Origin of the sequence: Brachyspira suanatina, assembly GCF_001049755.1 — a bacterium.
In the GTDB taxonomy this organism is placed as follows: domain Bacteria; phylum Spirochaetota; class Brachyspiria; order Brachyspirales; family Brachyspiraceae; genus Brachyspira; species Brachyspira suanatina.
Window position 1 is genome coordinate 148,063 of sequence record NZ_CVLB01000002.1, and the last position, 20,881, is coordinate 168,943.

At 28.1% G+C, this 20,881-nt stretch carries 18 protein-coding genes; 15 read left to right on the forward strand and 3 right to left on the reverse strand.

Translation table 11 applies throughout. The features are described from left to right. Window positions 1-96: 96 nt before the first annotated feature. The 15 genes from BRSU_RS10295 to ftsH all read left to right on the forward strand — a co-directional run bounded on the left by BRSU_RS10295 (window position 97) and on the right by ftsH (window position 15,413). On the forward strand, window positions 97-2,604 hold the full coding sequence (locus BRSU_RS10295; RefSeq protein ID WP_048595280.1) for a hypothetical protein: 2,508 nt from the start codon (window positions 97-99) through the stop codon (window positions 2,602-2,604). Window positions 2,605-3,799: 1,195 nt separating this feature from the next. Continuing rightward, complete coding sequence (locus tag BRSU_RS10300; protein ID WP_048595281.1) at window positions 3,800-4,267, forward strand: chemotaxis protein CheX; 468 nt, start codon at window positions 3,800-3,802, stop codon at window positions 4,265-4,267. A 6-nt stretch (window positions 4,268-4,273) separates the two neighbouring features. After that, window positions 4,274-4,693 carry a response regulator gene (locus BRSU_RS10305; protein WP_014487004.1) on the forward strand — a complete coding sequence of 140 codons (420 nt, stop codon included), beginning with the start codon at window positions 4,274-4,276 and terminating at the stop codon, window positions 4,691-4,693. A gap of 37 nt (window positions 4,694-4,730) precedes the next feature. Continuing rightward, window positions 4,731-5,546 (forward strand): CheR family methyltransferase, encoded by an 816-nt coding sequence (locus BRSU_RS10310; RefSeq protein WP_048595282.1) that lies wholly within the window; start codon window positions 4,731-4,733, stop codon window positions 5,544-5,546. An 11-nt stretch (window positions 5,547-5,557) separates the two neighbouring features. Then, a complete protein-coding gene (locus tag BRSU_RS10315; RefSeq protein ID WP_048595283.1) occupies window positions 5,558-5,968 on the forward strand; it encodes a bactofilin family protein in 411 nt (136 codons plus the stop codon). A gap of 23 nt (window positions 5,969-5,991) precedes the next feature. After that, window positions 5,992-6,930, forward strand: coding sequence for a tetratricopeptide repeat protein (locus BRSU_RS10320; RefSeq protein ID WP_048595284.1), 939 nt, complete (start codon window positions 5,992-5,994; stop codon window positions 6,928-6,930). 3 nt (window positions 6,931-6,933) lie between these two features. Continuing rightward, window positions 6,934-7,959 (forward strand): rod shape-determining protein, encoded by a 1,026-nt coding sequence (locus BRSU_RS10325; protein WP_008726738.1) that lies wholly within the window; start codon window positions 6,934-6,936, stop codon window positions 7,957-7,959. Window positions 7,960-8,018: 59 nt separating this feature from the next. Next, window positions 8,019-8,894 (forward strand): rod shape-determining protein MreC, encoded by an 876-nt coding sequence (mreC, locus tag BRSU_RS10330; protein ID WP_083997910.1) that lies wholly within the window; start codon window positions 8,019-8,021, stop codon window positions 8,892-8,894. Beyond that, window positions 8,891-9,430, forward strand: coding sequence for a rod shape-determining protein MreD (gene mreD / locus BRSU_RS10335; RefSeq protein ID WP_048595286.1), 540 nt, complete (start codon window positions 8,891-8,893; stop codon window positions 9,428-9,430). Before mreC ends, mreD begins: the two co-directional genes overlap by 4 nt. Continuing rightward, window positions 9,431-9,982 (forward strand): class IV adenylate cyclase, encoded by a 552-nt coding sequence (gene cyaB, locus BRSU_RS10340; RefSeq protein ID WP_048595287.1) that lies wholly within the window; start codon window positions 9,431-9,433, stop codon window positions 9,980-9,982. Between the two features lie 86 nt (window positions 9,983-10,068). Continuing rightward, entirely contained in the window at window positions 10,069-11,085 is a 1,017-nt protein-coding gene (locus BRSU_RS10345) for a hypothetical protein (RefSeq protein ID WP_048595288.1), read from the forward strand. 99 nt (window positions 11,086-11,184) lie between these two features. Then, complete coding sequence (locus BRSU_RS10350; protein ID WP_048595289.1) at window positions 11,185-11,760, forward strand: DUF4390 domain-containing protein; 576 nt, start codon at window positions 11,185-11,187, stop codon at window positions 11,758-11,760. Window positions 11,761-11,865: 105 nt separating this feature from the next. Further along, on the forward strand, window positions 11,866-12,462 hold the full coding sequence (locus BRSU_RS10355) for an NlpC/P60 family protein (protein WP_048595290.1): 597 nt from the start codon (window positions 11,866-11,868) through the stop codon (window positions 12,460-12,462). Between the two features lie 79 nt (window positions 12,463-12,541). Then, window positions 12,542-13,231, forward strand: coding sequence for an NlpC/P60 family protein (locus BRSU_RS10360; RefSeq protein WP_048595291.1), 690 nt, complete (start codon window positions 12,542-12,544; stop codon window positions 13,229-13,231). Between the two features lie 70 nt (window positions 13,232-13,301). Further along, a complete protein-coding gene (ftsH, locus tag BRSU_RS10365; RefSeq protein WP_048595292.1) occupies window positions 13,302-15,413 on the forward strand; it encodes an ATP-dependent zinc metalloprotease FtsH in 2,112 nt (703 codons plus the stop codon). An 87-nt stretch (window positions 15,414-15,500) separates the two neighbouring features. On the opposite strand, the gene BRSU_RS10370 is transcribed toward ftsH, so the two are convergent. The 3 genes from BRSU_RS10370 to BRSU_RS10380 form a co-directional block, all read right to left on the reverse strand. Beyond that, window positions 15,501-16,487, reverse strand: coding sequence for a P1 family peptidase (locus BRSU_RS10370; RefSeq protein WP_048595293.1), 987 nt, complete (start codon window positions 16,485-16,487; stop codon window positions 15,501-15,503). Between the two features lie 598 nt (window positions 16,488-17,085). Beyond that, entirely contained in the window at window positions 17,086-18,318 is a 1,233-nt protein-coding gene (locus BRSU_RS10375; RefSeq protein ID WP_048595294.1) for an anaerobic sulfatase maturase, read from the reverse strand. A gap of 168 nt (window positions 18,319-18,486) precedes the next feature. Continuing rightward, entirely contained in the window at window positions 18,487-20,853 is a 2,367-nt protein-coding gene (locus tag BRSU_RS10380; protein ID WP_048595295.1) for an arylsulfatase, read from the reverse strand. Window positions 20,854-20,881 lie beyond the last annotated feature (28 nt).

Genomic DNA, 20,881 nt, shown 5'->3' on the forward strand with positions numbered 1-20,881 from the left:
TTTATTAAAAATTCAAATAACTAGCATATTTTGGAAAAATAATATATAATTTTTTTTAAAATTACTAATAAACATTTGAAAAGAGAGTTATTAATTATGAGTGTAAACATTGAAGAAAATGGAAATTTAAAATTAAGTACTGGAAATATTGTTTTTTATGAAGGAGAAAATGTAAAAAACATATCAATAGTTACAAAAGGAGAAATAGATGTTTATATTTCTTCTAAAGAAATTCTAGGTATAGAAGATGAAAATGAAGTTATGAGATATAGCTGCAGATTATTTTCGATTCCTAAAAATATTATGCTTGGTATTGGAAGTTATAAATCTAATTCTAAATATATGTTTTCTTTTAAAGCAAAAGAAAACACTGAAATATATGCTGTAAAAACACCAAATCAAGATTATGTAAAAAGTTTTTTTAAAGTTAATAAACCATATCTTACAAGCATGTATCATTCTATAGCATATATGATACTTAAATCCTATGAGGAATATATTAAAATAAAAAAAATAAATTCTGATATAAAAATAATATCTTCAAATCTTGCTGTTATATATTTTAATTTACAGCAGAACAAATCAAAAAATATAAAATCAGAAATTTTTAAAGGATATAAAGAAATTTATGATGATTCTATAAACTCTGGTTTTAATTTTCCTGCTTCTTTTGATGTAGATTTCATAAGAGCAGATCACTCTGAAATATATATGCATAATAAAAATCAATTAATAGAAAATACTGAAAAATTAGATTTTGAAATTGACTATGTAAGAAGATTTTTAACTATGCCTAGAGAAATTAAAAATCAATTCTTTACCTATGATGAAAATATGAGTTTAGATGCTTCTCATATGCTATATGAAAATTTAAAAAAAATATCATCACTATTAAAAAATGAAATAGTTGAAGCGATAGAAAACATACTCTTTTTATCTTCTAACGAAGAAGAATCTTTATTTGGAGAGTATACTAAAACTGCTCTTGATTTAGACAAGCAAGGAAGAGATAATGAAGTATGGGTTAAATATATAAAATTTATGTCTAATATTATTAAAGACATATACAATAAAATTAAAACAGAATATGATTATGATCTTCACATAGATGTTGATGATATAGATTCGATAATTAGAAGAATATCTGCAAACTCTACAAATACATCCGATGACAATATAATTCTTGGAATCGATGATGTTGATAATATTAAAGTTACTTTAGGATTTGAAGAATTACCTGAAGAAGTAAAAAATCCTACTAAAAAATTAATAGAGATGTCTGGAATTGATGAAAATAAAGCTAAAAACTTTATGAAATCCTTACAGGCATTTAGAAAATTAAGAGATAAATTCAGCACAGACGATGATGTAAGAAAAATAAGAAGAGGTGTTACAAGTGTATTCTTTGAAATATACAGAGAAATTGCTAAAAGATCTATAATAAACGGAGATAACAGCAGACTTATAAAAATGTTTTTAAACTTCGGATATATGGATGATCAGCTTCTTACTCCTAATCAAATAATGGATCTTTATGAAATAAAAGATAAAAGTAAAACTAAAAGAATTAATGTATATTACATAGATGAATGGCTTCAAAAAATTTATGATAAAGATGAGCCTCCTTCTGTTAATGGATTCGGTCAGGATTATAGAGAAGCTTTAAGAGAATTGAAAAAACGTGGTACTATAAATGATAAAGAATTAGAAGATCATTGGGAAAGCTCATCAAAAAGACTTGAATATGAAGTTGATAATATGATTGAAACTACTCATAGATTATGTTATGGTCAGGTTAGTGTATATTTCCCTATACTTCATAAAGATATGATCACTAAAGATTTTGAAAGAGCATTAATCAGAAGAGATGTAATGGAAAAATCTATAAAAGATATAACTGATATAGATTTCTCAGCATTCTACAGAGAGGTATTATATAAAAATAAAGAATTAAACATAGAAAAAGAATTAGTTATGCAGGAAGTTTTGCCTAATATAATACTTATGCCTACATTCGGTTCAAGAGCAATAATGTGGGAAGAACTTTCAAGCAGACAAAAAAATAGTACAGGAAGATTCTTATTCCCAATATTTACTTCTGAAGAAATAGATTCTTTGTTAATACCTACTATAGGAGCATTTAGATGGGAGTTATGTAAAACTATGCTCGGACCTGCTTGGAATGATATTACTCAAATGTCAATTACTTCTGAGTATAGCGATTATGTTCAGTTCTATAAGAAAAACAGAGGACTTTCTGATGAAGCTAAAGAAAAATTAAAAGTACAAATTAAAAAATGCAGAAACAATCTAAGAGAAGTATTTGTAACTGACTATAATCTATGGATAAGATATGAAAGTAAAGGTATTATGAGACTTAATAGAGTAGCAAGAGGTATATTATACAGACAAGTACCATTTGCTAAAGATATAAGAGTTGAACTTGAAAAACAGCCTATGTATACAGAAATAGCAAATAGATTCAAAAACATAAGAAACAAAAAAGCTACTGAATTAGAAAATAGATATTTCAAATTCACAAAATCAGGAAATCCTTTACCTGATGAATTACAGCATCATATAGATTTCTATAAAAACATGTAAAAATTCAGACTATAAAAATAAAAGGCTTTGAAAAAACGAATAATTTTTCAAAGCCTTTTTTCACAAATATTTATTTTTTGATATTATAAAATGTATAATAAATATTAAGTAAAATTATCTGTTATTTCAGACTCTCCATTAATTTCTAAACAATAAACTATCTCTAAGATTCATTATCTAATATTTTAAATTGTACAAAAACAGACTCTTTGAAAACTGTTACTGTTCTTCCAGATAATAAATATAACTTTTAACTTGATAAGCTTCCTGTAATATTAATTTTTCATTTTTTTTACATCACTATTATTATTTAATACATTTGTGTTTGTATTTGATTCATTATTTTCGAATCATTTTGTTTAGTATCATCATAAATATTGATTTTATTAATTTCTGTTAATAAGCTTATTTTGATACGTCAATTAATACTAAGATAATTAAACTCCTTCATCAAATTATTTTTATTCATCACATAAAATTTATATACCCATAAGATCTATACAATATAAAATTTCATATATACCATATAACGGTATATATGCTTTCATTTAATAGGATTAAAAATTACACATCTAACAACAATAACTATTTTTAAAATAAAAATCAAAATAATCATTTCCAAAAGCATAAAAAAATAAAGGTAAAATATAATATATTTTCATAATAATTAATTATTTCAGAAAGCTGATTAATATTATCATCTTATAATGATTGTATAGTCTGATCTTTTATAGAATCGATATGTGATTTAATTTTTATAAAATTATCAGAATATATAATTTTTTTTATTATCATTTTTACTCTACTGCCACAATTCTGACAAAATATAATACAACTACTTTTTTATACAAATAATCATTATACTAGTATAATAATTTATGCTTATAAAATTTTTTGTAGTAGTTATTATTTTTTATTGGTTTTTATAAAAAAATTAAAAAAATTGATTAAATTTAAAATATTTAATTGATTTATAATTTCATAGAGGTAAAAATTAAAATTATAGTATATTTTACTATAGTACAAAAACAAATAAAATAAATAATTTGTAAAGATATATTTTAAAAATTTTCAAGCAAATTATTTTTTTTTCGATATTTATGAAAGCATAATACTATATTTTACAACTATACTTGCAATAAAATTCATATATTGTTAAAATAAGTGTAAGTATTATTATTGTAAAGAGTGTATAATGAGACTTGACTATATAAGACCATTTACAGATGCGTCCAATGAAATATTACAAAATTATATTAAAGACGGTATCAAAATCGGCGATATAACTTTAAAAGGTGATTTTGTAAATGCTTCTGGTATTATAGCTATAGTAGCATTATCAAATGATATAGTTGGTCATTTCATAATAGATATGGAGTTAGAAACTGCCAAAAAAATAATTTCTATAATGAATGACAGAGAAATAAAAGATATTGATAAATTATCATTATCTACATTACAGGAACTTGTTAATTTAATAGCAGGTCTTGCTGTAACAAAATTAGAAACAGATGGATATGATGTTGACATATCTCCACCTGTTATTATGAAAAGCAAAAATTTGGAAGTTTCGATAAGCGATTCGGAATTTCTGCATATAAAACTAGATACCTCTATTGGCGATTTTAATATATTAGTTGCCGTAGAATCAGAAAAGGAGTAAAGAAATATGTCTGACATTAATACAAAAGAAGCTGATGGTATAAATGAATTTGGAAAACCATACAAAGTTCTAATCGTAGATGACTCTGCATTTGTTGTTAAACAATTACAGCAAATCTTTGTATCAGAACAATACAATGTAGTTGGCACAGCAGAAAACGGAGAAGAAGGCGTACTTATGTATAAAGAATACAAGCCAGACTTAGTAACTATGGATATTACAATGCCTAAAATGGATGGTATTACTGCATTGACTAAAATAATAGAATACGATAAAAATGCTAAAGTTGTTATGGTTAGTGCTTTAGGTAAAGAGGATATGGTAAAAAAAGCACTTCTAGCTGGTGCTAAAAACTATATTACTAAGCCTTTAGACAGAAAAAAAGTTCTTGAACGTATAAAAATGGTTCTTGCAAAAAAACAATAATAATAATTTATTGCCTATTTGTTTGGAATAATTTATTTTGAATGAGCTAAAATTAACCGAAACACAATTTAATCTGTTTAAAGATTTTGTATATAGAGAAAGCGGTATATGTTTTAATGTTATCAATAAAATTATTTTAGAATCAAGAATAGCTTCTTCTATGAAAGAAAGAAATCTTGAAGTAGTTGAAGATTATTACAAGCTTGTTTCTTCAGATAAAGAAGAATTAAAAAAATTTTTAGATAACATTACTACAAATCTTACCAAATTTTTTAGAAATGAGTCGAACTTTAAATTACTAAAAAATTATGTTCTCCCAAAAATAATGAAATACAAAAAACCTGGAGAACAAATAAGAATTTGGAGTGCCGGCTGTTCTACAGGAGAAGAACCCTACTCTATAGCAATAACTTGTTTGGAAACACCTGGTATAAAAGACAGAGATATAAAAATATTTGCTAGTGATTTATCTCTTAATTCCTTAGTAGCTGCTAAGGAAGGAAGATATGAGGGACATAAAGTAGAGAATGTTCCTAAAGAATATTTAAATAAATATTTTGATAAATTATCTTCCGGAGAGTACTCTATAAAAAATGAGATAAAAAAATTAATAACTTTTGATTATCATAATTTAAGACATAGAGGCAGTCAATCAAATATGGATGTCATTTTCTGCAGGAATGTTCTCATATACTTTGATAATGAGTCTGTTAAACTTACAGTTAATAGATTTTATGATATACTAAATGAACATGGATTTTTATTTATAGGTCATAGTGAATCACTATTCGGACTTGATACTAAATTTAAATTTAACAATATAGATAATTCAATAGTATATACTAAAAATTAGGAGTTTTATTAATGTTTTCAAAAAGAAATGATAATACAGAATCTAATTCTATTATAGGTGAAGGATCCTTCTTTAAAGGTGAATTTACATTAAATGGTACATTAAGAATAGACGGATGTTATGAAGGTGAAAAATTAGAAGTAGATAATGTTTTTGTAGGTGCCACAGGAAAAGTGAAATCAAATATAAAAGCCGTTTCTGCTGTTATAGAAGGGATAATAATTGGAAATATAGAGGCAAAAAATAGAGTAATGCTTATGCCTACAAGCAGAGTACTTGGAGAAATAAGAACACCTGAACTTATAATACAAAATGGAGTTATATTAGAAGGATTATGTATAGTATCTCAAGACCCTCTTACAAATCCTAAAGAAACAATTTTAGGATTATATAATAATGGTAATACAGATAATCAAAATTAATTTATGGATTATATTAAATAATAATGCCTTACCTATATAACGTTGAAAAAAAAATTAGCATACATATCATAGTAATAACTTTAATTGCTGCAATAACTACAATAGGAACTTCATATATATTTATTTCTAACTATATAGAAAAAAAAAGATTAAAATCTATATATGATTATATGGAATCGGAAGATTATAATAATGCTTCTTTCTTATTCAATGATCTTTACAGTAAAAGACCTTTAAATAAAAACATATTAATAACAGGAATAGATTTATACTATGATATTCTTATAAGATCCGATAAAAAAGAAATAATAGTAAATGCAAGTGAAAATATTATAAGATATGCCAATCAATTATTACTATCTTTTAAATTCATAAAAAATAAAAATATTATACATCAAAGATTGGCTTATAGTTATCAAAGGCTAGGATATGCATACTATATAGATTCATATAATTCATATATAGATGCCATAAATGAAGGAGATAGCAGAACTTCAACAGCTATAGAGTTATCCAAAATTTGTTATGAAATAGGGTTATTCAAAGATGCAGTAAAATATTTAGAAGATGCTATTGATAGAGAATTAAAAGAAAATAGTGATAAATTCATAAATATGGAATTATACTATGAACTTGCAAATGCATATGAAGGTGATAAGGATTATACAAAGGCCATACAGATATTATCATCTATGGAAAGTTTTAATAATAATGCTATGCTTGAATCAAGAACCTATTTTAAATTAGGTAATTTATATTATAGACAAGGACTATACAAAGAAAGTGAATTTTTTTACAAAAAGGCTTTAGAGATAGATGAAAAAAATCCTGATTTATATTATAGTATAGGAACTTTATATTTAGAAACTAAAAGAAGAAATGAAGCTGTAAAAATGTTTAGAGAAGCTATAAAAATAGATAATTCGTATAAGCCCGCTAGGGATACTTTAAGGAGATTATAATAAATGTTTAACTGGTTATATAATATGTTCTCAAGTGATATGGGAATAGACTTAGGTACTGCTAATACTCTTGTATATGTAAAAGGAGAAGGAATTGTTTTAGCTGAACCTTCAGTGGTAGCTATAGAAAAGAGTACAGGAAATGTAATAGCTGTTGGAAATGAAGCTAAGCAAATGTTAGGTAAAGTACCTAATTCTATAGCAGCAATAAGACCTATGAGAGACGGAGTTATTGCTGACTTTGAAACTGTTGAAAAGATGATAAGATACTTTATTAATAAAGTACATAATAAAAGAACTTTAGTAAAGCCTAGAATAGCTATAGGTATACCTACAGGAATTACAGAAGTAGAAAGAAGAGCTGTAAGAGAAAGCTGCGAACAGGCAGGAGCTAGAACTATATTCTTAATAGAACAGGCAAGAGCTGCTGCTATTGGAGCTGATATGCCTATAAATGAACCTCATGGTAATATGATTATAGAAATAGGCGGAGGTACTACAGAGGTGGCTGTTCTTTCACTTGGAAGTATGGTAAGAAGTGCTTCTATACGTGTAGGAGGAGATGAGCTTGATGATGCTATTATCAAATATATGCAAAGAACTCACAACCTATATATCGGTGAAAAAACTGCTGAAGAGATAAAAATCAATATAGGTCATGCTTATAAAGGTGATATATCTAAAACTATGGATATTAGAGGAAGAGACTCTGTATCAGGACTTCCTAAAACTCTTACAATAAATAGTGCAGAAATTAAAGATGCTATAGCTGATATATTAATAGAAATTTTAGAGGCTGTAAAATCAGTACTTAATCAGACACCGCCTGAAATTTCTGCAGATATTGTAGAAAGAGGCATAGTTATGAGCGGCGGTACTTCCCTACTCCCTGGTTTTACTGATTTGATATCTATGGAAACAGGAGTACCTGTAATTCTTGCTGAAAGCCCTCTTACTTGTGTTGCTATAGGATGCGGTAAATTCATAGAGGAAACTAAGAACTTAAAGAATTATAGAAGATACTCATAATCGGAAAAATTATAAAAGTTTTATTAATATAGCCGATATTCATATACGTGAAACTTTTTATAAAACATAAATTATTAACTTTATATATACTGCTTAATCTTGTAGCAGGAATGCTTATGGTATTAAATAGAAGTAATTTTGTATTTAATTTACAATCTATTTATGCACTTGGAGTATACCCTATTCAAAGCGCTACTAAAAGTGTATCAAGAGCATTTGTATATCTTTATACTAGCATAACAGATATATTTACTCTTCAAAGTCAGGTACAAATATTAAGAGACAGAATAGCTGAATTAAGCGGTGCCGCATTAGAATATGAACAATTAAGTGCCGAAAATGAAAGACTTAGGGGATTATTAAATGAAGCTCCTACAGATGAATATCCTTTGGAATATGCTGAAATAGTTTCTAAAGACCCGCAGAATTTCTATACTACTATTGTTATAAATAAAGGCAGTGCTCATGGAATAGTAGTTGGAATGCCTGTTATATCTTATCAAAATGGATATAAAGGATTAGTAGGAAAAGTTGTTGAGGTTAGAAGATATAACAGCAGAATATTATCTTTGGTTGACCAAAGATCTCAAATATCCGTAATGCTTGAAAGCTCAAGAACTACAGGTATAATGGTAGGTCAAAGCCCTAAATCCACTCAAACACATTTGCAGTATATAGATTTACAAATGGATGTTGAAGAAGGTGAAAGAGTTGTTACAAGCGGTATGGGCGGAGTATTTCCAAAAGGAATATTGGTTGGTACTATATTCAAAGTTGAAAAGAAAAATTACGGACTTTTCCACGATTTATATGTAGAGCCTGCTGTTAATTTCTCAACTTTAGAAAATGTTTATGTAATAAAAAAGATACCAGATCAAGAAATCATTATGCTTGCCAATGAAGAAGATGCAGAAGAAAATGGAGATGCCAAATGAAAAGAATAGTAACAGTAGTAATTACAACTCTGATTTTGCTTCTTATACAATCATCTCCTGCCTATGATTTAATAAGAGTAGCATTAGGTGCTAAACCTGATTTGCTTTTGATTTTTTTAACATTCATAGCATTCAGATATGGTTCATTTGATGGAATAATATATGGTTTCATTATAGGACTTTTGCAAGATATTGTATCAAGCGGAACATTCGGATCTTATGCTATAATATTTCTTAATATTGGTTTTTTTGTAGGATTCTTTAATACAAGAATATTCATAAAACAAATTGCAGCTGGAATATTTGTAACTTTAGTAGGTTATCTAATAAAAATTGTAGCTTTATTTTTGGTAACTTCTATATATTCAGATCTATCAAATGTTGCTGTATTAATAAGATCAGAATTACTTGTAGGACTTCCTCTTACTGTTATATTATCTTCGCCAGCATTCATATTATTTGAAAAAGTTGCTCCTCTAATATATGATAAGCAAAAAATACATGTTGATGACAGCACTAAGGAATATACAGAATAAATGGCAAACTCTGAAATTGAAATAAAAGCATATGTAAAAGATTTTGACTCTGTTTTAAACTTTCTCAAAAACAATGCCAAGTTCAAAAAAAAGTATTTTAAAAAAGATATTTATTATGCCAGAGAAGAAAGTATTAAAAAAGAAAATATAAAAACAAGCGACTGCATAAGACTTAGAGTAGAACATGGAGGATATACTTTCTGCACAAAAGAAAGAACTTTAATTGAAGGTGTAGAAGTTAATGAAGAAATAGAAGTGAAAGTTAGCAAAAAAAAGGCAAGATTTATAATTAGCTTTTTATCAAAACTTCAGAAATATAAAGAATATGTAAAAAAAGAAAAAAAAGGTTATGCTTTTATATATAAAAATGCTTTAGTAGAAATTTCAAAAATAAAAAATTTAGATAATTTTATAGAAATAGAATTTTTAAACTCAGATGAAACTATTGAAAATCAAATAGTTCAATTAAAATCAATATTAAATGAAATAGGTATAGATGAAAACTGTATAGAAACAGAACCATATATCAATCTACTTTCAAAAAAAAATTAATATTATAATTTATAATTTCATTGAAAAAATAATTATATTATATATAATTCTAACCTATTCAGAATTACATATAAAATGGATCCTTTATGAAAAAACTATCATATCTTATAATATTTATTTTATTTACTTTTCCTATTTACGCTCAAAATATAGAAAATACTAATTCATTAGAAAATAAAATGAATAATTATAAAGAAAAAGTAAGTGTACAATGGAAATATAATCCTCTTAGAGTATATGAAACAGATAAATATTTCTCACCTTGGCTTGATCCTGATAATTATAATACTAGTTTTTGGTTTGGAGATATTTTAAACTCCAAAAGTTTATATCTAAATAAAAATTTTAATTTGGATAATATTGTTATGTACTTTAGTCCTAAATTGGCTGTAGACTTAGCACCTATAGCATTTAACATAGATGGAGATAAACATAGATTTAGAATAGGTGTAGCATACTCATTAAAATTGTTTTTTGGCAGCTATAAAAAAGGTCAAGATCAGCTATATGGAGCAACTTTTTTATTTGGGAATTATATGCAAGTTGAAGCATATTTTGAATATATATTTAATAATGAATTAAAAGTAAGATTCGCTCCTCTAAGACATATCTGCGTTCATATAGGAGGAGATATACTTGGAGACAATACATTATATGATAAAAATAAGGAAGAATTCAGAGATGTTGGTTTTGAGCAAATGCATTTATCTGCAAATTACAGATGGGGCTGGTTTTCATTCTATGGAGGAACATCATTTGCAATATCAAGTTTTGATATATCTAATTTAGTTAATTTATTTAATATTTATGCCGGTACTGATGTAAGAATACCATTATGGGGTGAAATAAGTTTAATTACAGGAATTCATATAGGAGCATATTTAGATAGAATAAATTTAATAAATAGAACTAGTGGACTTGGACAAGGATATCATGTTACTGATAGATATGAAGAATGGACTCCTTCTATAGCTACAGGTATAGGTTTTGAAATATATAGATTTGTAATAGGTGTAAAATATGAATATGCAAGATCAAAACAATTATATGCTTATAGAAAAATGGAAAGCAGAATAGGATTAGATGCAAGTTTATTTTTCTAAAATAATATTGAAAATATAATTAAATATTTTAATATTCAATTAATTGTACATGATGATTACAATATTTACTTTTAATAAAAACAGTATAAAATATATACTATGAAACATATTTTTATTATAATATTATTAATGTTTATTTCAAAAGTATCATACCCTTATGAATTAAGGCTAAATTTTTCAAGAAGCTATATATATAATGATACACTATATGTTGATGTAAAAACTTTTTATGAGGATCAAATTTATCAAAATATCAAAAAATATATAGATAATGGAGTTGTAGTATTTATTAATTATAGAGTAGATTTAATAAAAAAGAATTTGATTTTTGATGATAATATAAGAGAGATATATTTGTATAGAAAATTATATTATGACTTTTTTACTAAAGAATATGTTGTTTTAAACTCAGAAACTATGAGAGAAATAAGAAATACAGACTTACAAATTCTGATTAAAAATATTTATCAAATAAATAGAATAGAAGTTATAAATGTAAATAAGTTAAATAAAAATAATAGATATCTATTTAAAACTAGATTGTCAATTCAATTTCAAAATGCATATCCATATTTATCAGTATTTTTTAATATAATAACTCCTATACAATATAGAATAAAATGGCTAAAATCTAGTGAATTTACAATTAAAGAGTTGTATTATAATAACATGTAACTATTATTTATAATGAAAAATCCGATTTTTAAACATAAAAATAGTTTTACTAAAAAACGATAAAACAATTTTTATTAAATATACTAAATATTATTGGGAGATAATATGCGTTTCTATATTAATATTTTAATTATCTCATTATTATTTACCATACCTGCATTCAATCAGGAGAATACAAGACTTGAAATAGTGAAATGGGCTAATTTCTATATGAATAAAAAATATAAATATAACCAAAGTGATACAATAACAAATCCTTTTTCAAAAGAAAAGAGGAAAGTAAATTTTGACTGTTCTGGATTTGTTAATGCTGTGTATTGGACTGCTATTGAAAAGCCTACTATAAAACTTCAAGGCTCAACAGAAAATATACACTATATTTTAGCTAAAGAAAATAAAATATATAAAAAAATTATGCCTAATATAGGAGATATAATATTTTTTGACGGAACTACAAATCCAAATAAAAAACTTACTCATTCAGGAATCGTTGTGAATATAGATGAAGATGAAACTATAACTTATATTCATTCATCTACAAGCAAAGGCCCTGTTTTGGGCTATATGAATTTAAAGTACCCTGATTTAGCTATAAAAGATGGAAAGCCAATAAATAGTTATCTTAGAAGAGGAGATGCTCCTTATTCATTGGCTTCACATTGTTTTAACAGTTATGGTACTGTTTTAGAAAAACCAAATTAATATAAATAATAATATTGTAAATTGCCTTGACTTTTTACTAATATTTTATAAAATAATTTACTATGTATAAGAGTGTATTATGCGTTTTTATATTATTATACTATCATTATTGATGATGTTGTTTTATTCAGTATCATTTACTCAAACTTACGGATATGACAAAGAGTATCAAAAGAAGTTAGAAGAAAGCGGTGTTGAAATAAATGATGCACAAAAACAAAAAGTTAGAAATGATATAAGTAAATGGGCTAACTTTTATCTGGATAAACATTATCAATATAATGAAAAAGCTACATTAACACATCCTACTTCTAAAGAGAAGAAAACATTTAGATTTGATTGTTCAGGATATGTAGCTGCAGTTTATTGGGCTTCTAATATAGCGGTATTTGAAAAACAAGCAATTTTAGATTCTGGCGGAGTAAAAACTATATATTCTACTTTGTCAAAATATAAGAAAATTTACAAAGGTGTTTTGCCGAATGTTGGAGATATAATTATGTTTGACAAAACTACATCTAATGATAAAAAGCTTACTCATGCCGGTATAGTAATAGAAGTTGATGAAAAAGATGAAACTGTAACATATATTCATGCCTCTACAAGTAAAGGACTTATTATTGGATATATGAATTTAAAATACCCTGATTTAGCTAGAAAAGATGGGAAAATAATAAACAGTGCTCTTAAGAGAGGCGGAGGAGTTTCTTCTCTAGCATCTCATTGCTTTAATAGCTATGGTACTATCTTAGATATACCTGAAAAATAATAATTTGTAAATATTTGATATTTTATTAATATTTATTTATATATAAAGTTAAAATAAGTTTGGAGAATACATGAGTAGTAAAAAAAATAATAGAAGACAATCTATGCCGCAATCCGGAGGCGGAGGAAATCAAATCATAATAATACTTCTTCTTACAATGGTTGTAGTAATGGCTATAATGTACTTTCAAAAAACACCACAGGTGAAAGCTCAGGAATGGGATTATTCAACTGTAGTACAGAAAGTTAAAGAAGGAGTTGTTAAAGAAGTTACTATAGTAGATCAGAATATCAGAAATGGTAAAGCTATAGAAACAGTTAATGGAAAAATTACTGAGATAAACTTTTACTCTTATATACCATTTACTGCAAGCGGATTCGTTAACTTGCTTATAGATAATAATGTTAAAGTTAGAGGAGAAGCTGAAAAACCTAGTTATTTAAGTCTTATACTTGTAAACTTACTGCCTATATTGTTAATAGGATTTCTGCTTTGGTTCTTTATGTTCAGGCAGGTGCAGGGTTCTAATAACAGAGCTATGAGTTTCGGAAAAAGCAGAGCAAGACTTTTAACTAAAGAAGATGTAAAAGTAACTTTCAAAGATGTTGAAGGCTGTAAAGAAGCTAAAGAAGAATTACAGGAAGTTGTACAATTCTTAAAAGATGCAAGCAAATTCACAAAACTTGGTGCTAAAATTCCTAAAGGTGTATTATTAGTAGGCCCTCCTGGTACTGGTAAAACTTTACTTGCTAAGGCAGTTGCTGGCGAAGCTAATGTGCCTTTCTTCAGTATGTCTGGTTCTGAATTTGTAGAAATGTTTGTAGGTGTTGGTGCTTCAAGAGTAAGAGATTTATTTGAACAAGGTAAAAGATCTGCTCCTTGTATCATATTTATAGACGAGCTTGATGCTGTTGGTAGAACTAGAGGTGCTGGATACGGCGGCGGACATGATGAAAGAGAACAAACATTAAACCAAATGCTTGTTGAAATGGACGGTTTCAATACTGATACTAGAATCATAATATTTGCTGCTACTAACAGACCTGATGTACTTGACCCTGCCCTACTTCGTCCTGGAAGATTTGACAGACAAGTTGTTGTTGATTTGCCTGACGTTAAAGGAAGAGAGGGAATATTTAAAGTGCATGTTGCTAAAATACAGCATGATCCTTCTATAGATTTGTATCATTTAGCTAGAGCGACTCCTGGTTTTTCTGGTGCTGATATTGCTAATATGGTTAATGAGGCTGCTTTAATTGCTGCTAGAAATGATAAACCAAGAGTAGAACTTTCTGATTTTGAAGAGGCTCGCGATAAGGTTATGATGGGACCTGAAAGAAGAAGCATACTAATCAGTGAAAAAGAAAAATTAAATACTGCTTATCATGAGGCAGGACACACTTTAATGGCCGTACTTCTTCAAAATACTGATGCTTTACACAAAGTTACTATTGTTCCTAGAGGAAGAAGTTTAGGTGCTACTTGGACTTTGCCTTCTGATGGAAGATATACTCTTCAAAGAAAAAAAGCTGTTGATGAAATGTCTTTGCTTCTTGGTGGACGCGTTGCTGAAGAATTCAAGTTTGGAGAAGATTCTGTAACTACAGGTGCTTCAAATGATATAGAAAGAGTTACTGAACTTGCTAGAAGAATGGTATGCGAATGGGGTATGAGTAGACTTGGACCTATATCATTCGGACAAAAAGAACAGCCTATTTTCTTAGGAAAAGAGATTGCTAGACATAAAGATTACAGCGAAGAAACTGCTCAGAAAATAGATGAAGAAGTTCACAAATTCGTAATGAGAGCTTATGAAAGAACTAAAAAATTAATAGCTGAAAATGCTGATAAATTTGAATCTTTATCTAGAGAATTGTTTGAAAAAGAATCTCTTGATATAGAAGATATAGAAAGAATATGTGAAGTAAAATTGGATAGAATAAAAGATAAGCTAGTTTATGCTGGTAAAGACCCAAAAAGAGGTACTGATGAGCTTGAAGACCCTTCAGCATATCAGGAAGGTGAAGTAAAAAGCGTAAAAGAGGAAGTTTTTAATACTCCTATAAAACCTCTTAAAAAATCTGATAAAGCTGAAAGCGATAAAGAAGAAGTTAAATCTATAAAGAAATCAAGTGTTAAAAAAGTTTCTTCTTCTACTAGAAAGAAAAAAACAGAAGAATAAAAAAATATTTTTCTGATTAAAATAAAATGCCATAGCATGTAAAAATGTTATGGCATTTTTTATATATACTGAAAATTTTTAAGCCACTCAATTTTTTATATCATTTAAGCATTTAAAACCATGAGAAGTTTCAGCATTTCTAACAGCATTATTTATAGCCTTACCCATTACAATAGCAGCAATAGTTCCTACTGCATCCAAATTAGCATTAACATCGCCTACACTCATAGCATAAATACTGTCGCCGTCTAATGTGGTATGAACTGGTTTTATAGCTCTTGCAAATCCATTATGTGCCATTGAAGCTATCTTTCCCATTTGTGATTTTGTAAATTTAGCATTTGTTATAATAGCACCTATTGTCGTATTTTCTTTTGTATTTGAAACATTAGAAGTGAAAGATAAATTATTATTCTGCGTAATTTTTATTAACTCTTCTTCTGAACTTCTAAATCCATTTTTATTTTCATTAAGAACACCAGCAATCATTTTACCACTGTCATAATCATATACATCACCGAAAGCATTAACAGAAACTACTGCCCCAATCTTCACATCATCAACTTGTACAGCATAGAAACCAAGTCCGGACTTCATGGCATAATCAGCACCTAGTATCTTTCCCACAGTTGCCCCTGTTCCAGCCCCATAATTACCCATTTTAGGATTATTACTTTGAGCATTAACACAAGCCTCATATCCCATATTAATATCAGGACGCACTTTATAATCTCCAATTCTCAAATCGAATATACAAGACTGACATACTAAAGGCACCTTTGTAATACCAACATCAAAACCGATATTTCTCTCCTCTAAATATTTCATAACTCCGCCTGAAGCATCTAATCCGAATGCACTTCCTCCGCTAAGAAGCACTGCATGAACTATATCAGTAGAAGCTTGTGCCTTTGTGAGTTCGCTTTCTCTTGAAGCCGGTCCCCCTCCCCTAACATCTAAACCTATAACAGCACCTCTTTCACATATTATAACTGTACAGCCTGTTGCTGCTTCCTTGTTTTGAGCATTGCCTATTTTTATATTTTCTATATCTGTGATTTTTATCTCTTTCATAATCCTATCCTAACTTATTTATTATATGATATTTATAAAACAAAATAAAAAGAAATGCAAACTATTTTTTATAATACGCATATTAGAAAATAAGTGGCGGGTGGGCGGGCTTATATAAGTTAATAAAAAAATTTAAATGCTTTTTTATAAAATACTTATAAGATTAATAAAGCCAAATTAATATATACTGAAAATTTTTAAGTTTGTCAATTTTTTGTTGTTCTTTTTCCCGCCGCAAAAAGAACCAAAAAGTGCAAGTATAAAATTAGTCCTAAATTATACTAAAATAGTATTACATGTAATATGGATTATTAATTTAAGCTAAAATATAGCCTTTCGCAAAGCGTATCCGAGTTTATCGAGGATATAGCTTCTCGCCGTAGGCGGGCTTCGCCTGTGGCAATACCACAGGCACTTCCTTCGGTCGCAAAAGAAGTGGGGTGCTGCGTAAGCACGCAAAGCGGTGGGCAAAGCCCTGCAAATATTTAAAATTTAAAAAAATTATTTTTGACAAAATATATTTGTTTTGGTATAAGCTAAAATATATCCTTTTCCTACAAAATATAGCTGTCTACTTAGTAAATACAAATAATAAAATTTAATTATTCTTTTTCACCACTACAATAGGGCTTTCCTTTATTCTCATAATCTCTCTAATATCTATATTATTTTCCAAAAGCTCCCTCATAGCTTTCATGTAAGGGTGGATATGATAAAAATATTTTTTGTATCCTTCACATAAATAATTTTTTCCATCTTCACCATCATAAAATTTATCGAATCTATTTTTTGGGCATTCTCCTCTGCAGGCAAATAAAGCATCGCATCTTAAACAGTTTTTAGGCAAATTCGATTTTTTAAGTCCGAAAGTTTTCTGTTTATCTGAATCAATTATATATCTAGGATTATCTGTTATTATGTTACCTATTTTATAATCAGGATAAACATAATGATCGCAGCTGTAAATATCCCCATTATGCTCAACTACAGTACAGCCGCTGCATTCTTTTGCAAATAAACATATAGTACTATCTAAACCAAGCCAAGAAGTTAAAGCCCATTCAAAGTTCATAACAAATATTTCCCCAACATCTTTTTTAACCCATTCATCAAAAATAGATATTAAAAAATCTCCATAACATTCAGGCTCTACAGAATAATCAGTAACTTTTTCATTTGAATTGCTGTTAGGTATAGAATGAGTTAGAGAAAGTTTTTTAGCTTCTTCATCTGGAAGTCTTTCTACTATAGGAGAAAATTGTATATATTTAACTTTATTTTCTTTGAAGAAGTTATATATTTCTAAAGGATATTTAGAAGAGTATCTGCTTACAGAAGCTAAAACATTGAAATCTATATTATAATCCTGAAGCAGTTTCAAAGAATTAAAAACTCTGTCAAAAGTACCATTTCCAAAAATATCTTTTCTGTATTTATCATGAATATCTTTATTGCCGTCTAAACTTAAACCAACAAGAAAATTATTTTCTTTTAAGAATTTACACCAATCATCATCTATTAAAAGCCCATTAGTTTGCAATGAATTAGTGATATTTTTATTACCCGTATATTTTTTTTGAAGTTTTACAACATCTTTATAAAAATCCAAAGAAGCAAGAGTAGGCTCCCCGCCCTGCCAAACAAAACTTATTTCCGGTATGTCCTGAGTTTCTATATATTTTTTTATATAATTTTCTAAAACCTCATAAGACATTTTATATTTTTCACTGTATTTAAATAATGATTTTTTCTCTAAATAAAAACAATATTCACATCTTATATTACATATAGGGCCGAAAGGCTTAGCCATTAAATGATAACCTTTATTCATATAATTCTCCTTTATAATATAAATAAAAAAATAAAATCCGCACACGATTTAACAGCATGCGGTTTTAGGGGAAAATAAAAAATAAAAAAAATTTTAAGATATCAAATTTAAGAATGTATTTAAGAGGGAATAATTATCCCCCCTTAAAAACAAAAATTAGAGTATTAATTATTTAAGTAAATCATCTCCTAAATTTATATTAACTTCTTCTACATTTCCATTAAATGCATAATTATCTTTATAATACAAACTTACTTTAGATCCTACATCTTCCCCAATACTGAAATAGTCATAAGAAATCATTATAGGCAAAGTATTTATATCTGAAGTAGCAACAACATTTCCGTCTATAATCATATCAATGACTCCGCTGTTTACATCATCTTTTTTATAGTCCATAACTATATTATGATTTCCTGATTCAAGTTTTGTAGGAGATATAACTTTTTGTCTTTCTCCTAAATGATTGTATTCATATACTAAATTACCATCATAATTTACATATAATACATAACCTCCGTCTAAACCGCCATTAGCATATATAACACCAGAAGCTTTATTAGGAACTTCTACATCAACATTTATTTTATGAGAAACTGATCCTGTATGTGCTGCTGATAATGAGAAGAAATATCCGTCTTCTTTTTTATAAGTATAATTTGTTGCTCTAAGTTTTGATGAAGGAGGTCGGTACCAAACTGAACCTACACCAGCATATCCTATACCTTTAGGAACAAAGCTAAAGAATCTGTATAATCTCATATATTCTTCTGCATCTTTTGAAACTGCTTTACCAGTCTGCATAGAAGTAAGTACATCTTTTGCTAATTGTCCGTAACGCTCTATTAATATTTTACTGTCTACCCTATGAGCAAAATCAATTAATAAATTTTGTGCTCCGTTAAAATCTCTTTTTACAGTTTCTTCATATTTTGAAGCCATCTCTTTTACTTTATCCGGCATAGAAGAAGCTAGATTTTTCATTTGAGTAGGATCATTATTTATATCATAAAGCTCCCATTCCTGAGTTTTAGGATTAGTTACAATAATATATCCGCTTCCGTCTGCATAGGTTCTGTCAAGCATCATCATTAAAGCTATTTCTTTTCTAGGATTAGTCATAGGTTCAGAACTTTCAAAACTTTCTTTAAAAGATATACCCTGCATCTTTTCCTGTTTAACACCATTAACTTCTGTGAGAGGCTCAAAACCTAATACATCAAGCATAGTAGGTGAAATATCAAATACCGCTATCATCTCTTTTGATATTCTGCCTTTATCAGCTATGCCATTAGCCCAAGAAGCTATACAGAAAGTTTTAACTCCGCCGTAATGTGCTTTAGTTTTAAAATATCTTAATGGAGTATTTGAAACATTAGCCCAGCCGCTGTTATACTCTGTTCCGTATACAGCACTTCCGAATTCATCTATCAAATTGTATTGAGTATCTATATCATGAACATATAAGTTTTCATTAGCATGAGCCATTAAACTTCCTGTTCTTCCTCCATTATAATTAGCTCCATTATCTGAAACTACTATAAAGATAGTATTATCATATACGCCCCTTTTTTTCATTTCTGAAATTAAGCGTCCTATTTGTTCATCAGTATGTTCTAAAAAGCCTGCATAAGTTTCCATATGTCTTATAGCAACTGCTTTTTCTTTTTCTGTTAAGCTATCCCAAGCAGGTACATCTTCATTTCTTTCTGACAATATTGCATCAGCAGGCATTATACCTAATTCTTTTTGTCTTTCAAATATCTTTTGTCTTTCAACGTCCCAGCCATGATCAAATTTGCCTTTATATTTATCTATATATTTTTTAGCGACATTAAAAGGGCCATGCATAGCACCGAATGCCACATAAGCAAAGAAAGGTTCGTTTTTAGATTCATCAATATATTCTAAAGTTTTATCAACTATATCTTGGCTTAAATGATAATTAGGATCTGACGTATCTGCTATTATATAATTATCCCCTTCTATCATACCGCCCGGCTGATTCTGATTAGCCTGACTAGCTACGAAATTGTAATTTTTATCAAAACCTTTTCCTGAAGGCCAATGATATTTATCTCCGTCTGGTGTAAACTCATCATAAGGCCCTAAATGCCATTTTCCTATAGCATAAGTATTGTATCCGTTAGCCTGCAATGTATGAGTGAAAGGGGCATGTTCTTTTTTTATTCTTCCTGTGATATTTGGAGCTAATTCTCCAAAATCAACATCGCTTACAACTCCCATTCCAACCTTATTGGCTTCGCATCCTGTAAGAAGTGATGCTCTGCTTGGCGAACTCAAAGGAGAAGTAAAATAATTAACATACCTTATACCATTTTGAGCCAAAGCATCAATATTCGGTGTGGATATGCTTGAACCATAACAGCCTAAATCACCGAATCCCATATCATCTAATACTATATAAACAATATTAGGCTTCTCTGATTGAGTTTCAGTTGAACATGATACTGCAGAAGCAGCCACCATTAAAGATGTACCGAAACAAAATCCTTTTTTAAATTTATTTGTCATATATCATACTCCTTTATAAATATTTAAA

What these genes read in the sequence shown, in the direction of transcription:
- BRSU_RS10295 (WP_048595280.1), top strand. Translation starts at nt 97, where the DNA reads ATGAGTGTAAACATTGAAGAAAATGGAAATTTAAAATTAAGTACTGGA.
- BRSU_RS10300 (WP_048595281.1), top strand. Translation starts at nt 3,800, where the DNA reads ATGAGACTTGACTATATAAGACCATTTACAGATGCGTCCAATGAAATA.
- BRSU_RS10305 (WP_014487004.1), top strand. Translation starts at nt 4,274, where the DNA reads ATGTCTGACATTAATACAAAAGAAGCTGATGGTATAAATGAATTTGGA.
- BRSU_RS10315 (WP_048595283.1), top strand. Translation starts at nt 5,558, where the DNA reads ATGTTTTCAAAAAGAAATGATAATACAGAATCTAATTCTATTATAGGT.
- BRSU_RS10320 (WP_048595284.1), top strand. Translation starts at nt 5,992, where the DNA reads ATGCCTTACCTATATAACGTTGAAAAAAAAATTAGCATACATATCATA.
- BRSU_RS10325 (WP_008726738.1), top strand. Translation starts at nt 6,934, where the DNA reads ATGTTTAACTGGTTATATAATATGTTCTCAAGTGATATGGGAATAGAC.
- mreD (WP_048595286.1), top strand. Translation starts at nt 8,891, where the DNA reads ATGAAAAGAATAGTAACAGTAGTAATTACAACTCTGATTTTGCTTCTT.
- cyaB (WP_048595287.1), top strand. Translation starts at nt 9,431, where the DNA reads ATGGCAAACTCTGAAATTGAAATAAAAGCATATGTAAAAGATTTTGAC.
- BRSU_RS10345 (WP_048595288.1), top strand. Translation starts at nt 10,069, where the DNA reads ATGAAAAAACTATCATATCTTATAATATTTATTTTATTTACTTTTCCT.
- BRSU_RS10350 (WP_048595289.1), top strand. Translation starts at nt 11,185, where the DNA reads ATGAAACATATTTTTATTATAATATTATTAATGTTTATTTCAAAAGTA.
- BRSU_RS10355 (WP_048595290.1), top strand. Translation starts at nt 11,866, where the DNA reads ATGCGTTTCTATATTAATATTTTAATTATCTCATTATTATTTACCATA.
- BRSU_RS10360 (WP_048595291.1), top strand. Translation starts at nt 12,542, where the DNA reads ATGCGTTTTTATATTATTATACTATCATTATTGATGATGTTGTTTTAT.
- ftsH (WP_048595292.1), top strand. Translation starts at nt 13,302, where the DNA reads ATGAGTAGTAAAAAAAATAATAGAAGACAATCTATGCCGCAATCCGGA.
- BRSU_RS10370 (WP_048595293.1), bottom strand. Translation starts at nt 16,487, where the DNA reads ATGAAAGAGATAAAAATCACAGATATAGAAAATATAAAAATAGGCAAT.
- BRSU_RS10375 (WP_048595294.1), bottom strand. Translation starts at nt 18,318, where the DNA reads ATGAATAAAGGTTATCATTTAATGGCTAAGCCTTTCGGCCCTATATGT.
- BRSU_RS10380 (WP_048595295.1), bottom strand. Translation starts at nt 20,853, where the DNA reads ATGACAAATAAATTTAAAAAAGGATTTTGTTTCGGTACATCTTTAATG.